At 73.6% G+C, this 13,098-nt stretch carries 15 protein-coding genes; 10 read left to right on the top strand and 5 right to left on the bottom strand.

Annotation, left to right across the window (positions count from 1 at the left end; all coding sequences use genetic code 11):
* The first annotated feature begins 48 nt into the window (after positions 1-48).
* From ELX43_RS03260 to ELX43_RS03295, 8 genes are all read left to right on the top strand, one after another.
* Complete coding sequence (locus ELX43_RS03260; protein WP_127782118.1) at positions 49-648, top strand: trimeric intracellular cation channel family protein; 600 nt, start codon at positions 49-51, stop codon at positions 646-648.
* 48 nt (positions 649-696) lie between these two features.
* The gene (locus tag ELX43_RS03265) at positions 697-1,386 is read left to right on the top strand and encodes a response regulator transcription factor (protein ID WP_127782119.1); all 690 of its coding nucleotides are present in this window, start codon (positions 697-699) and stop codon (positions 1,384-1,386) included.
* A gap of 94 nt (positions 1,387-1,480) precedes the next feature.
* Entirely contained in the window at positions 1,481-2,863 is a 1,383-nt protein-coding gene (locus ELX43_RS03270; RefSeq protein WP_127784633.1) for a HAMP domain-containing sensor histidine kinase, read from the top strand.
* 91 nt (positions 2,864-2,954) lie between these two features.
* Entirely contained in the window at positions 2,955-4,496 is a 1,542-nt protein-coding gene (locus ELX43_RS03275; protein WP_127782120.1) for an FAD-binding protein, read from the top strand.
* A 4-nt stretch (positions 4,497-4,500) separates the two neighbouring features.
* Positions 4,501-5,499 (top strand): alpha/beta hydrolase, encoded by a 999-nt coding sequence (locus tag ELX43_RS03280; protein WP_127782121.1) that lies wholly within the window; start codon positions 4,501-4,503, stop codon positions 5,497-5,499.
* Positions 5,500-5,643: 144 nt separating this feature from the next.
* Positions 5,644-7,197, top strand: coding sequence for a trypsin-like peptidase domain-containing protein (locus ELX43_RS03285; RefSeq protein ID WP_206518095.1), 1,554 nt, complete (start codon positions 5,644-5,646; stop codon positions 7,195-7,197).
* Between the two features lie 74 nt (positions 7,198-7,271).
* A complete protein-coding gene (locus tag ELX43_RS03290) occupies positions 7,272-7,769 on the top strand; it encodes a MogA/MoaB family molybdenum cofactor biosynthesis protein (RefSeq protein ID WP_206518176.1) in 498 nt (165 codons plus the stop codon).
* Between the two features lie 3 nt (positions 7,770-7,772).
* The gene (locus ELX43_RS03295) at positions 7,773-7,973 is read left to right on the top strand and encodes a hypothetical protein (RefSeq protein WP_127782123.1); all 201 of its coding nucleotides are present in this window, start codon (positions 7,773-7,775) and stop codon (positions 7,971-7,973) included.
* Positions 7,974-7,991: 18 nt separating this feature from the next.
* Here ELX43_RS03295 and mscL read toward each other — a convergent pair whose 3' ends face one another.
* The 5 genes from mscL to ELX43_RS03320 form a co-directional block, all read right to left on the bottom strand.
* Positions 7,992-8,441 carry a large conductance mechanosensitive channel protein MscL gene (gene mscL / locus ELX43_RS03300; protein ID WP_127782124.1) on the bottom strand — a complete coding sequence of 150 codons (450 nt, stop codon included), beginning with the start codon at positions 8,439-8,441 and terminating at the stop codon, positions 7,992-7,994.
* A gap of 53 nt (positions 8,442-8,494) precedes the next feature.
* On the bottom strand, positions 8,495-9,256 hold the full coding sequence (locus tag ELX43_RS03305) for an SAF domain-containing protein (RefSeq protein ID WP_127782125.1): 762 nt from the start codon (positions 9,254-9,256) through the stop codon (positions 8,495-8,497).
* Positions 9,257-9,386: 130 nt separating this feature from the next.
* Complete coding sequence (locus ELX43_RS03310) at positions 9,387-9,824, bottom strand: VOC family protein (RefSeq protein WP_127782126.1); 438 nt, start codon at positions 9,822-9,824, stop codon at positions 9,387-9,389.
* 35 nt (positions 9,825-9,859) lie between these two features.
* On the bottom strand, positions 9,860-10,183 hold the full coding sequence (locus ELX43_RS03315) for an FmdB family zinc ribbon protein (RefSeq protein WP_127782127.1): 324 nt from the start codon (positions 10,181-10,183) through the stop codon (positions 9,860-9,862).
* A gap of 81 nt (positions 10,184-10,264) precedes the next feature.
* The gene (locus ELX43_RS03320; RefSeq protein ID WP_127782128.1) at positions 10,265-10,882 is read right to left on the bottom strand and encodes a 5-formyltetrahydrofolate cyclo-ligase; all 618 of its coding nucleotides are present in this window, start codon (positions 10,880-10,882) and stop codon (positions 10,265-10,267) included.
* A gap of 50 nt (positions 10,883-10,932) precedes the next feature.
* Between ELX43_RS03320 and ELX43_RS03325 the strand changes: the two genes are divergently transcribed.
* Both ELX43_RS03325 and glp read left to right on the top strand, forming a co-directional pair.
* Positions 10,933-11,844 carry a UTP--glucose-1-phosphate uridylyltransferase gene (locus ELX43_RS03325; RefSeq protein ID WP_127782129.1) on the top strand — a complete coding sequence of 304 codons (912 nt, stop codon included), beginning with the start codon at positions 10,933-10,935 and terminating at the stop codon, positions 11,842-11,844.
* Complete coding sequence (gene glp / locus ELX43_RS03330) at positions 11,841-13,091, top strand: gephyrin-like molybdotransferase Glp (RefSeq protein ID WP_127782130.1); 1,251 nt, start codon at positions 11,841-11,843, stop codon at positions 13,089-13,091. Before ELX43_RS03325 ends, glp begins: the two co-directional genes overlap by 4 nt.
* The last annotated feature ends 7 nt before the right edge of the window (positions 13,092-13,098 follow it).

The following is a 13,098-nucleotide window of genomic DNA, read 5'->3' on the forward strand; positions in this document are numbered from 1 at the left end:
GTGACCAGGCAGGTCACCGGCCACCGCGCGTTGTGGAGACAATGAGCTGTGCTGCTCGTCGTCCTCGACCTCATCGGGATCACCGCCTTCGCGGCCTCCGGGGCGCTGGCGGGAGTGCGGGCGCGCCTGGACGTCTTCGGGATCGTGGTGCTCGGGGCCACCACCGCGCTGGGCGGGGGAGTGCTGCGCGACGTGCTGCTGGGCATCAACCCGCCCACCTCGCTGGTGGACTGGCGCTACCTGGTGACGCCGGTGGTGGTGTCGCTGCTGGTCTTCCGCTTCCACCCCCGGGTCTCCCGGCTGCGGCGGTCGGTGCTCATCCTGGACGCCCTGGGCATGGGGCTGTTCAGCACCTACGGCGCGGCCACCGCGCTGAGCCACGACGCCGGCGTGGTGGCGGCCTGCGTCATCGGGATGACCACGGCCATCGGCGGCGGCGCCCTGCGCGACGTGCTGCTCAACGAGGTGCCCATCGTGCTGCGCCGGGAGATCTACGCCGTGGCCGCGCTGGCCGGGGCCACCGTGCTGGTGGCCGCCGACGCCGCCGGGGTGCCGCAGGGCCTGGCCGCGCTGCTCGGCTCCGTGCTGGCCACCGGGCTGCGGCTGCTGGCCATGTGGCGGCACTGGAACGCGCCGGTCCCGCGGTAGGGCGGCTCTCTCAGACGGGTCTCAGGGGCAGCGGCCACACTGGGACGCATGCACATCTTGGTGGTGGACGACGACAGGGCCGTCCGCGAGTCGCTGCGCCGCTCGCTGACCTTCAACGGCTACACCGTCGACCTGGCCGGCGACGGCGTGGCCGCGCTGGAGGCGCTGGAGGCCACCAAGCCCGACGCGCTGGTGCTGGACGTGATGATGCCGCGGATGGACGGGCTGGAGGTGTGCCGGCGGCTGCGCAGCTCCGGCGTCGACCTGCCCATCCTGGTGCTCACCGCCCGCGACACCGTCTCCGAGCGGGTGGCCGGCCTGGACGCCGGCGCCGACGACTACCTGCCCAAGCCCTTCGCCCTGGAGGAGCTGCTGGCCCGGCTGCGCGCCCTGCTGCGCCGCGCCACCCCCAGCGCCGAGGACCCCGCCTCGGAGGTGCTCAGCTTCGCCGACCTCACCATGGACCCGGTGACCATGGAGGTGCGCCGCGGCGACCGGCTGATCAGCCTCACCCGCACCGAGTACTCGCTGCTGGAGCTGCTGCTGACCAACGCCCGCCGGGTGCTCACCCGCGGCCGCATCCTGGAGGAGGTGTGGGGCTACGACTTCCCCACCTCCGGCAACGCGCTGGAGGTCTACATCGGCTACCTGCGCCGCAAGACCGAGGCCGAGGGCGAGCCCCGCCTGATCCACACCGTGCGCGGGGTGGGCTACGTGCTGCGCGAGGGACCGCCGTGACGGGCAGCCGCCGGTGACGGCCCACCCGGAGCAGACCCCGCCGTCCGGCCCGCACCCGCCGGAGGCGCCGACCAGCAGCACCGGGCCGCACAAGATGCGCGCGCCCATGCCGCTGACCCGGTCGATGTCCCTGCGCGCCCGGGTGACCATGCTCGCCGCGGTGGTGGTGGCCGTGGCCGTGGCCCTGATGGCCACCTCCGCCTACTTCGTGGTGTCCAACGCCCTCTACGACGACGTGGACAACCAGCTGCGCAACCGGGCCACCACCGTGCTCAACAGCAACCTGCTGGAGTCCATCTCGCAGGAGAACCTGCAGATCGCCACGCTGTTCTCCTCCGGGGTGCGGGTGTCGGTGATCCTGCCCAGCGGCGCCGTGGCCTACTCCGGCCGCGGCGCGCCGGTGGGCAAGCCCGAGCTGGACGTGGCCATGGGGGTCTCGGCGGAGTCGCTGCGCACCACCGAGGACTACCGGGTGCTGGCCCAGCGCGCCCCCAACGGCACCACCCTGGTGCTGGCCCAGTCGCTGGCCCCCACCCGTCTGGTGCTGCACAACCTGGCGGTGGTGCTGTTCACCGTGGGCGGGGCGGGCATCCTGGTCGCCGTCGTGGCCGGCGCCGCCGTGGGCCGGGCCGGGCTGCGTCCGGTGGCCCGGCTCAACGAGGCCGCCCAGCGGGTGGCCCGCACCGACGAGCTCACCCCCATCCCGGTGACCGGCGACGACGAGCTGGCCAGCCTCACCCGCAGCTTCAACGCCATGCTGCTGTCGCTGGAGGAGTCCCGGGACCGCCAGCGCCGCCTGGTGGCCGACGCCGGCCACGAGCTGCGCACCCCGCTCACCTCGCTGCGCACCAACATGGAGCTGCTGATGGCCTCCAGCGCTCCCGGCGCGCCGCAGCTGGGGGAGACCGACCGGGCCGAGCTGCACGCCGACGTGGTGGCCCAGCTGGAGGAGCTGTCCACCCTGGTGGGAGATCTGGTGGAGCTGGCCCGCGAGGACGCCCCGCAGGTGGTGCAGCTGCCGCTGAACCTGGCCGAGGTGGTGGAGGAGGCCCTGGAGCGGGCGCGCCGGCGGCGCAGCGAGATCACCTTCACCGCCTGGCTGCAGCCCTGGTACCTGGTGGGCGACCCCACCGCGCTGGAGCGGGCGGTGCTCAACGTGCTGGACAACGCGGCCAAGTGGAGCCCGGCCGGGGAGCGGGTGGAGGTGGTGATGACCCAGGTGGACCCCACCCACGTCGAGGTGGTCGTCAGCGACGCAGGCACCGGCATCGCGCCGGAGGACCGGGCCCTGGTCTTCGAGCGCTTCTACCGCTCCACCGGCTCGCGGTCGATGCCCGGCTCGGGGCTGGGCCTGGCCATCGTCAAGCAGGTGGCGCTGCGCCACCAGGGCGCGGTGTGGGCCGAGGAGTCCGACCGCGGCGGGGCCCGGGTGCGGCTGCGGCTGCCCGGCTCCCCGCGGCCGCTGACCGACGCCTGAGCCCGCTCCCGGTCACTGGAACTCGCTGCCCGAAACCTCGGCCCACCAGCCACTATGGTTCAGATCACACATTTCTGTGGAGAGGTGCAGCATGCAGTGGAGCGAAGAGTGCGACGTCCTGGTGGTCGGGTCCGGCGGCGGTGGCGTCACCGGTGCCTACACCGCAGCCCGTGAGGGGCTGGACACCATCATGGTGGAGGCGACGGACAAGTTCGGTGGCACCACCGCCTACTCCGGCGCGGGCATGTGGCTGCCCTGCAACAAGGTCCTCGAGGAGGCCGGGGTGCAGGACAGCATGGACGACGTCCGCACCTACTTCCGCGCCGTGGTCGGCGACCGCACCCCGGTGGAGCTGCAGGACGCGTTCCTGGACAACGGCGCCCCGCTGGTGGACTACCTGGCCAGCGACGACGAGCACTTCGCGTTCGCGGTGCTGCCGTGGGCCGACTACTTCGGCTCCGCCCCCAAGGCGCACGCCCAGGGCCGCCAGATCATCCCCAAGCCGATGAAGGCGGAGAAGATCGGCGCGGTGCGCGACGACCTGCGCCCGACGCTGGCCGTCGAGCGCGCCGGTGCGCCGCTGGACCCCACCCTCACCGGTGGGCAGTCGCTGATCGGCCGCTTCCTGTGGGCGATGGACGGCATGGACAACGCCACCACCTACACCTCCACCACGGTGGACGAGCTGGTGGTGGAGGACGGCGCCGTGGTCGGCGCCATCGTGGAGCACAACGGCGAGCGCCGGGCCATCCGCGCCCGCGGCGGCGTGATCGTGGCCTCCGGCGGCTTCGAGGGCAACGACGAGATGCGCGCCAAGTACGGCGTGCCCGGCACGGCCCGCGACACCATGGGCCCGGACGGCAACCAGGGCAAGGCGATCGCGGCGGGCATCGCCATCGGCGCCGACGTGGACCTGATGAGCGAGGCGTGGTGGTCGCCCGGCGTGACCCACCCGGACGGTCGCTCCGCGTTCTCGCTGTGGTTCACCGGCGGCATCTTCGTCAACGACAACGGCGAGCGCTTCGTCAACGAGTCGCTGCCCTACGACCGCCTGGGCCGCGAGGTGATCGACGCGATGACCGCCGGCACCGTGACCCTGCCGTACTGGATGGTCTACGACGACCGCGAGGGCGAGAAGCCGCCGGTGGTGGCGTCCATGCAGCCCATGGGCGACCCCAAGGACTACGTGGCGGCGGGGCTGTGGAAGACCGCCGACACCCTGGAGGAGCTGGCCGAGCAGATCGGCGTGCCGGCGGAGAACCTGGTGGCCACCGTCACCCGGTTCAACGGCTTCGTCTCGGCCGTGTCGGACGAGGACTTCCACCGCGGTGACGAGCCCTACGACCGGGCCTTCTCCGGCGGCGCCTCGCCGCTGGTGCCCATCGAGCAGGGCCCGTTCCACGCCGCGGCCTTCGGTCTGTCCGACCTGGGCACCAAGGGCGGCATGCGCACCGACACCGCCGCCCGCGTGCTGGACAAGGAGGGCGCGGTGATCCCCGGCCTGTACGCGGCGGGCAACTCCATGGCCGCGGTCACCGGCACGGTGTACCCCGGCGGTGGCAACCCCATCGGCGCCAGCATGGTGTTCGCCCACCTCGCCGCGCTGGACGTCAAGCAGAACCGGCAGGGCTGACGCCATGGACCCTGCCGCTGCTCCGGTGTCCCCGCTGGGCTGGGAGCACCACTACGCCCGGATCAACGGCCTCGACGTGCACTACGTCGAGCAGGGGCAGGGTCCACTGGTCGTGCTGCTGCACGGCTTTCCGCACACCTCGTTCAGCTGGCGCCACCAGATCGGGGTGATCGCCGACGCCGGCTACCGGGTGGTGGCGCCGGACCTGCGGGGGATGGGCCAGACCAGCGCTCCCACGGACGGCTCCGGCTACGGCGTGGACGCCGCCGTGGGTGACCTCGTCGGGCTGCTGGACCACCTGGGCGAGGAGCAGGCGGTGTTCTCCGGCCTGGACTTCGGCGGCATGGCCGCCTACGACCTGGCCTACCACCACCCCGAGCGCATGCGCGCGGTGATCGGGCTGCAGAACCCGTTCATCTCGGTGGGGTCGGTGGCCCCGTCGGTGATCGAGCGCAAGCGCGGCGCCAAGCGGTTCAACCACATGTCCTACTACCTGGACCAGCCCGAGGCGGCCGCGCAGGACTACGCCGCGCACCCGCGGGAGATCCTGGCCAAGATCTTCCACGCGCTCTCCGGCACGGCCGACTTCACCCAGGTGTGGCAGCACCCGCCGGGCACCTCCTACCGGGAGGCGCTCCCGCAGCCCCCGCCGCTGCCGTGGTCGTGGATGTCGGAGTGGGAGCTGGAGACCTACGTGGCCGACTACGCCCGCAGCGGCTTCGCCGGCGGCATCGGCTGGTACCTGGCCCTCGACGACGTGTGGGAGCACCGCAAGTCCTACACCGGCCCGAGCACGGTGCCGTTCTACTTCATCGGCTCGGAGAACGACATCGACCTGGCCGTGTGGCACGGACGCGACCCGGTGAACAAGCTGTCCGACCACCACGCCGACGTCCGGGGCAAGCGGATGATCGACGGGGCCGGGCACATGCTGAACATGGAGTGCCCGGACGAGGTGAGCGAGGCCTACGTGGCCTTCCTGGACGAGGCGCACGGCCGCTGACGGCCCCGCGCTGACCGGTCTCGCTGCTGGTCAGCGGGTTCCACCACCCCGGTGGCCGGGCTCAGAGGTCTTCTTCACCACACTCCCGGCCAACCCCCAGGTGCATCTCAGCGGCTTCTCAGCCAGGCGCGGCACAGTGGTGACATGACCGATGGCAACGAGCGCTTCCCGCACGAGCAGCCCACCCCTGCTGGCTCCTCCGGCGACGGTGGGCCCGAGGAGACCGGCGGCCGCCAGTCCGGCGCCCAGCCGCAGCCCGGCGCGGTGCCGGACTCCTGGTGGTCGCGGCAGGGCCAGGGCGGCTCCGGTGACGCCGGCTCGGGACAGGCCGCCTCCGGCTCGAGTGACGCCGCCTCCGGCTCGAGTCACGGCGCCTCCGGCTCGAGTCACGGCGCCTCCGGCTACGACCCCTACGGCCGGGGCCCGGCCCAGCCCAGCTCGGGCGGCTTCTACGGCCGACCCCAGGGCGACTCGCCCACCCACCAGTACCCGGTGTACCCACCCGGCTACCCCTACGGCGGCACGCAGCAGCAGCACCCCGGCTCGGCCCCCGCCGCGGCACCCCGCAAGCGCACCGGCAAGCTGGTGGCCGGCGCCCTGGCCCTGGCCCTGCTGGCCGGCGGCGTGGGCGGCGCGGTCGGTGCCAACCTGGACAGCGGCTCGAGCAACACCACCGTCACCGCCCTGGGCGGCAGCGAGACGGTCAAGGCCCAGCCCGCGGCCGCCGCCCCCGGCTCGGTGCAGGAGGTCGCCGCCAAGGTGGTCCCCAGCGTGGTGCAGATCGAGGTGGCCAGCGGCACCCAGGGCGGCGAGGGCTCGGGCGTGGTGCTCTCCGCCGACGGGCTGATCCTCACCAACAACCACGTGATCGCCGCGGCCGCGGGCGGATCCGGTCAGCTGCGGGTGGTGCTCAAGGACGGCACCATCGAGGCCGCCTCCATCGTGGGCCGCGACCCGTCGTCGGACATCGCCGTCATCAAGATGGCCAACCAGACCAACCTCACCCCCATCAGCCTGGGCAGCTCGTCCAACCTCGCGGTGGGCCAGGACGTGGTGGCGGTCGGCTCCCCGCTGGGGCTGGCCAGCACGGTGACCTCCGGCATCGTCAGCGCGCTGAACCGCCCGGTGCGGGCCAGCGGCGAGGCCAGCGGGCAGAGCTCGGTGCTCGACGCCGTGCAGACCGACGCCGCCATCAACCCCGGCAACTCCGGTGGTGCGCTGGTGAACATGAACGGCGAGCTGGTCGGCGTCAACTCCGCCATCGCCTCCCTGGGTGGCAGCTCCTCCAGCAGCCAGTCCGGCTCCATCGGCCTGGGCTTCGCCATCCCGGTGGACCAGGCCATGCGCATCGCGCAGGAGCTGATCGGCAGCGGCACCGCCACCCAGGCGGTGCTGGGCGTCAGCGTCACCGACGCCTCGGCCGGCACCAGCTCCCGCTCGTCGGCCAGCACGTCGCTGCAGGGCGCGGCCGTGGCCGCCGTCTCGCCCGGCGGCGCCGCGGAGAAGGCCGGCATCGCCGCCGGCTCCGTGGTGACCAAGGTCGACGACCGCGTGATCCCCGACGGCGACACCCTGGTGGCCGCCATCCGCTCGCACCGCCCGGGCGACACGGTGACCCTGACGATCAAGAGCCCCAGCGGCGACACCAGCACCACCCAGGTGACCCTGCAGGGCAACACCGTGAAGGCGGGGAACTGACCATGCGCACCGGCACCACGGTCACGCTCGACCTCGTCCCGGCGCTTGTCGAGGAGGGCACTACGGTGAGCCTCATGGACATGGAGGACTCCCGCCTGGGACGCGCACTGGTGGTCATCGTCAACGATCGGACCGCCAGCCGGGACGAGCCGGATACCAACGGCCCGTTGGTCTCCGAGCTGCTGAGCGAGGCCGGCTTCCACGTGGACGCCACCGTGGCGGTGGCCGCCGACCCGGTGGAGATCCGCAACGCGCTGAACACCGCGGTGATCGGCGGGGTGGACCTGGTGGTCACCGTCGGTGGCACCGGCGTCTCCCCGCGCGACGTCACCCCGGACGCGACCTCCGGTGTGCTGGACCGCTCCATCCCCGGCATCGCCGAGGCGCTGCGCGCGTCCGGCCTGGCCGCCGGCTCGGTGGACGCCTGCCTGTCCCGCGGGCTCGTCGGCGTCTCCGGCAGCACTCTGGTGGTCAACCTGGCCGGCTCCCGCTCCGCCGTGCGCGACGGGATGGCCACGCTCACCCCGCTGGTCGGACACGTCATCTCCGAGCTCTCCGGCCTCGACGCCTGAGCCGTGGCTGACGCTCGCCCCGACCGTCCCGCCCCCGCCGACGAGGCGGCGGCGGAGCGGCGCCGGGCCCGGGAACGGCGGCAACGCATCTTCGGTGACGTGCTGCCGGAGACCACCCGCGACGAGCGCGGCCCGGCCGCGGAGAGCTCGGCCGGTGGCAACGACGAGGAGCTGCGCCGCAACGTGCCGCCGCACCACGGCTGAGCGGCTGCTCCGCTCGCGCTAGGGGGTGCCGGCGGCGGCCCGGGTCTGCGGCTCGCTGTGCGGGGCGCCCCCGGTGGCGCGCTGCTGTGCGGCGAGCAGGTCCCGGATCTCGGTGAGCAGCGCGACGTCGGTCGGCTTGTCCGGCCCCGCCTCCACGCCCTTCCGGCGGCGCTCCTGCAGCCGGTGCATGGGAACCACCAGCAGGAAGTAGACGACGGCGGCGACGATGAGGAAGTTGATGCCCGCGGTGATCACCGCGCCGACGTCCACCACCGTCTTGGGGTTGCCCGCCACCAGCTGAAAGCCCAGCCCGTTGGCGTTGGCGCCGCCCACCGCCGCGATGAACGGGTTGATCAGGTGCGTGGTGAAGGAGGTGACGATGGCGGAGAAGGCAGCGCCGATCACCACGGCCACCGACAGGTCGATGACGTTGCCCTTCATGATGAAGTCCTTGAACCCCTTGAGCACTGCTCTCCCTCACTGTGGCAACAGGTCCCGCGGCCGGTGGACGTGCCTCGCGGTCAGTGGAATGTAATGGTGAGCGACTCGGAAAGGGAAGCCGCCGCGACCGCCCCCGCCTGCTCGGCCGGCAGGGCCAGCACCACCAGCCGCCCCTCGGAGCGCCGCTTGGGATCGGCCGGCGGCACGCTGAGCACCGTGGCGTCGGTGGCCACCACCGTCACCGCGCCCCGGGCGCCGCCGAGGCCCAGGACGTCGACGGTGTCGCCGGGGTGCAGCAGGTCGGCCACGTCGGCGTCGGGCAGCCGGAGGGGCACCGCGGTGGTGGCGGCGTCGCCGGTGGCGGCCACCGCCAGGGCCGGTCCCAGCAGTCGCACGTCGGTGAGCTGCTCCCCGCTGCGCACCGCGGCCGCCAGGGCGCGCCCGGTGGCGTCGCTGGCCAGCGCCAGCGCGCCGGCGGGCAGCTGCTGGGCCGGGCGCTGCACCACCTGCAGGTCCGCGTCGCCCAGCACGTGACCCGGTGGCAGGTCCCGGGTGGCCACCAGCACCGCGGTGCCGGCGGTGCCCGGGTCGCCGCGCAGCGCCAGCACCCCGGCCAGCAGCACCAGCAGGGCGGCCACCACGCGCCGGACGGCGGCGGTGCGCGCCCAGCCGGGTCTGCTCAGCTCGGCCAGCCGCTCCCGCCACAGCGGCGCCAGGTTGCTCGCGCGCAGCCGCCGCTGCGGCGCCCGGGCCTCGGCCCGTGTCACCAGGGCGGGCCCGCGGGTCGCCGGGGCGGGCCTGCGGGCCGCGGGGCGGCGACGACCGCTGGTGTGGTTGGCCATGGCTGCCTCGTCCCTGCGCCCACGCAGGCGCTCACCGGCACGCTAGGCGCGGGGCGGCCGAGGCCGGGGCCGCTGCCACAACGCTGTGCAGGGCGGCGGCCGGATGTGGACAGGCCGCGAGACAGGCCCGTCAGTCGAGGCAGAACTCGTTGCCCTCGGGGTCGGCCAGCACCAGGTGGCCGGCGTTCATCGGGGGAGCAGGCTCGTGGCGCTGCAGCCGGCGGGCCCCGAGCGCGGTGAGCCGCTCGGCCTCGGCCTCCAGGGCCGCCATTCGCTCCTCGCCCTCCAGCCCGGGGGCAGCGCGCACGTCCAGGTGCACCCGGTTCTTGGCCTGCTTGGGCTCGGGCACCCGCTGGAAGAACAGCCGCGGACCGGCACCGTCGGGGTCGACCACCGCGGAGGCGTCGTTGCGGTGCTCGGCAGGCACGCCCCACGCCTCCAGCGCCTGCTCCCACGAGGTGAAGTCGCCCGGCGGGTCCTGCAGCCGGTAGCCGAGCGCCTCGGCCCAGAACGCGGCCAACCCGGCCGGGTCAGCGCAGTCGTAGGTGATCTGCATGTCGCGAGCCATGTCGTCTCGCCTCCCGCCGGGAGCTGGGTGAGGGGTCAGCTGGCGCTGGGTGTGGTGCTGGCCGGCTTGCTGGTGGCCGAGTCGCTCTTGCTGGTGGTGGTGGTGCTCGACGGGGTCGAGGCGGTGCTGCTGTCGGTGGACGCCGAGGAGGAGGTGGCCTTCTCCCCGCTGGGGACGGCACCCGCGCGGCTGTCGGTGCGGTAGAAGCCGCTGCCCTTGAACACGATACCCACGGAGTTGAAGAGCTTGCGGAGCTTGCCGGTGCACTGCGGGCACTCGGTGAGGTTGGCATCGGTGAACGACTGCACAGCGTCGAAGCGGTGGCCGCACTCGGTGCAGGCGTAGGAGTAGGTGGGCACGTAGGTCCTCCGCGAAAGGTCTGCTGTGGCGGTGCGGGGTACGCCGCTGGCACTCCCACAGCCGGAGTGCCAACACGCATGTTACAACGCGTTGCCCAGGCGAATCAGTCCCGCAGGCGTGAGGGCCGCGCTGACGGGGATGTCGTGCTGCTCACGCGGCAGTCGCGCCACCACCTCCGCCGCCCGCACCACGGCCACCAGCCGGGCGCTCGGGCTGGCCAGGGGCAGCGAGCGGTCGTAGCAGCCGGCTCCCCGACCCAGCCGAGTGCCGGCCCGGTCCACGGCCAGCGCCGGCAGCAGCACCACCTCGGCCTGAGCGATCGCGTGCGGGCCCAACGCGGGCGCGGCCGGCTCCCGCAGGCGGTGGGCGGCCGGCACCAGCCGGTCGGCGCCCTCGTACTCCGCCCAGTCCAGCGGGTCCCCGGCCGCGCCGGTCAGCGGCAGCAGCACCCGGGTGCCCTGGGCCCGCACGGCGTCGAGCATCGCCAGGGAGCCGGGCTCGGTGCCCACCGGCACGTAGGCGGCGAGCACGGCACAGCCGTCGGCGACCGTCAGCACGTGCTGGCTGAGCAGGTCGGCCTCGGTGTCGCGGACCTGCCCGTCGAGCGCGCGCCGCGCGGCCAGCACCCGTGTGCGCCAAGCGGACTTGTCGAGATCTGGTGCCGTCGAAGCGGCTGTCACGTCGTCGTTCCCACTCATCCGACCATCATTGCCGGGGGTTGGCCGCGCACGCCGATAAGGTGAGCGCCATGAGCAGCGCTGCTAAGCCACCCCAGTTCAGGACGGCCATCGTCCCGGCGGCTGGGCTCGGCACCCGATTCCTTCCCGCCACCAAGGCTGTACCCAAAGAGCTGCTGCCGGTGGTGGACACGCCGGGGATCGAGCTGGTGGCCTCCGAGGCGGCCGAGGCCGGGGCCACGCGCCTGCTGATCGTGAGCTCGCCGGGCAAGGAGAGCGTGGTCGACTACTTCCACCCCGACCCCGAGCTGGAGGAGACGCTGCGCGAGCGCGGCAAGACCGCCCAGCTGGAGAAGGTGCTGCGCGCGCCGTCGCTGCTGGAGGTGTCGTCGGTCCTGCAGGAGGAGGCCCTGGGGCTGGGCCACGCCGTCGGCTGCGCCGAGGACGAGCTCACCGACGACGACCAGGCCGTGGCCGTGCTGCTGCCCGACGACCTGGTGCTGCCCAACGGCGTGCTCACCGTGATGGCCGACGTCCGCGCCCGCCACGGCGGCACCGTGCTCTGCGCCTTCGACGTGCCCGAGGACCAGGTGTCCGCCTACGGCGTGTTCACCGTGGAGGACAGCGGGGACGGACCGGACGTGCAGCGCGTGGTCGGCATGGTGGAGAAGCCTGCCCCCGAGGACGCTCCGTCCACCCTGGCCGCGGCCGGGCGCTACCTGCTCGACCGCGCGGTGTTCGACGCGCTGCGCCGCATCACCCCCGGCGCCGGCGGCGAGCTGCAGCTCACCGACGCCATCGCGCTGCTCATCGAGGAGGGCCACCCCGTGCACGTGGTGGTGCACCGCGGCGGCCGCCACGACCTGGGCAACCCGGGTGGCTACCTGCGCGCGGCCGTGGACTACGCGCTGCAGGACGACACCTACGGCCCCGGGCTGCGGGAGTACCTGCAGGAGCGGCTCGCGCAGGGCAGCCCGTCGTGAAGTCCGTCGACGAGCAGCGCGCCCGCGTGCTGGAGTCCGCGGTGCGCCCGCGGCCGGTGCGGGTGGCGATCTCGGAGGCCCAGGGACTGCTGTGCGCCGAGGAAGTGGTGGCGGAGAACCCGCTGCCCGGCTTCGACCAGGCCGCCATCGACGGCTACGCGGTGCGCAGCATCGACGTGCAGCTGCCCAAGGACCCCAAGGAGGTCGGGGCCACCCCGGTCACCCTCCCGGTGGTCGGCGAGGTCAACGCCGGCTCGCGCCAGCCCACCCGGCTGCAGCCCCGCCAGGCCGTGCGGGTGGACACCGGCGCCCCGCTGCCCACCCTGGCCGACGCGGTGCTGCCGCTGAGCTGGACCGACGGCAACGCCGCCCGGCTCACCGTGAAGAAGCCCGTGCGCTCCGGCGACTTCGTCCGCCACATCGGTGACGACGTCCAGCCCGGCGACGTGGCGGTGCGCTCGGGCACGGTGATCGGCGCCGCGCAGGTGGGTCTGCTGGCCGCCGTGGGCAAGAACAAGGTGCTGGTGCACCCGCGCCCGCGGCTGGCCGTGATCTCCGTGGGCGGTGAGCTGGTGGACATCGACCGCTCGCCCGGCTCCGGGCAGGTCTACGACGTGAACTCCTACGCGCTGGCCGCGGCGGCCCGCGACGCCGGCGCCACCGTCACCCGGGTGGGCATCGCCACCGGCGACCCCCGCAAGCTGCGTGACGTGGTGGAGGGCCAGCTCATCCGCTCCGAGATCGTGGTGATCTCCGGCGCCGTGGGCGGCAACGCCTCCGAGCAGGTCCGCGAGGTGCTCGCCGACCTGGGCGAGGTGACGGTGGACCGGGTGGCCATGCACCCCGGCTCCGTGCAGGGCTTCGGCCGCCTGGGTGACGAGAAGGTCCCCACCTTCCTGCTGCCCGCCAACCCCGTCAGCGCCCTGGTGGTGTTCGAGGTGATGGTGCGGCCGCTGGTCCGCGTGGCGCTGGGCAAGCGCAACCCGATGCGCCGGATCGTCATGGCCCGCACCGTGGCCCCGGTGACCTCCATCGCCGGCCGCCGCGGGTACCTCCGCGGGCAGCTGATGCGCGACGAGGCCACCGGGGACTACCTGGTGCAGGCCCTCGGCGGCGCCCCGGGGTCGTCCTCGCACCTGCTGGCCACCCTCGCCGAGGCCAACTGCCTGGTGCTGGTGGATCCCGACGTCACCGAGGTGCGCACCGGCGACGAGGTCAAGGTCGCGTTCCTGGCCCAGCGGGCCTAGGCGCCCG

This window comes from Rhodococcus sp. X156 (assembly GCF_004006015.1).
Taxonomy (GTDB): domain Bacteria; phylum Actinomycetota; class Actinomycetes; order Mycobacteriales; family Mycobacteriaceae; genus X156.

Excerpts from the sequence above, each read along its gene's own strand:
- ELX43_RS03310 (WP_127782126.1), bottom strand. The coding sequence starts at position 9,824 with ATGGCTCGCGACATGCAGATCACCTACGACTGCGCTGACCCGGCCGGG.
- ELX43_RS03265 (WP_127782119.1), top strand. The coding sequence starts at position 697 with ATGCACATCTTGGTGGTGGACGACGACAGGGCCGTCCGCGAGTCGCTG.
- ELX43_RS03305 (WP_127782125.1), bottom strand. The coding sequence starts at position 9,256 with ATGGCCAACCACACCAGCGGTCGTCGCCGCCCCGCGGCCCGCAGGCCC.
- ELX43_RS03290 (WP_206518176.1), top strand. The coding sequence starts at position 7,272 with ATGGACATGGAGGACTCCCGCCTGGGACGCGCACTGGTGGTCATCGTC.
- ELX43_RS03270 (WP_127784633.1), top strand. The coding sequence starts at position 1,481 with ATGCGCGCGCCCATGCCGCTGACCCGGTCGATGTCCCTGCGCGCCCGG.
- ELX43_RS03285 (WP_206518095.1), top strand. The coding sequence starts at position 5,644 with ATGACCGATGGCAACGAGCGCTTCCCGCACGAGCAGCCCACCCCTGCT.
- ELX43_RS03325 (WP_127782129.1), top strand. The coding sequence starts at position 10,933 with ATGAGCAGCGCTGCTAAGCCACCCCAGTTCAGGACGGCCATCGTCCCG.
- ELX43_RS03280 (WP_127782121.1), top strand. The coding sequence starts at position 4,501 with ATGGACCCTGCCGCTGCTCCGGTGTCCCCGCTGGGCTGGGAGCACCAC.
- ELX43_RS03275 (WP_127782120.1), top strand. The coding sequence starts at position 2,955 with ATGCAGTGGAGCGAAGAGTGCGACGTCCTGGTGGTCGGGTCCGGCGGC.
- ELX43_RS03320 (WP_127782128.1), bottom strand. The coding sequence starts at position 10,882 with ATGAGTGGGAACGACGACGTGACAGCCGCTTCGACGGCACCAGATCTC.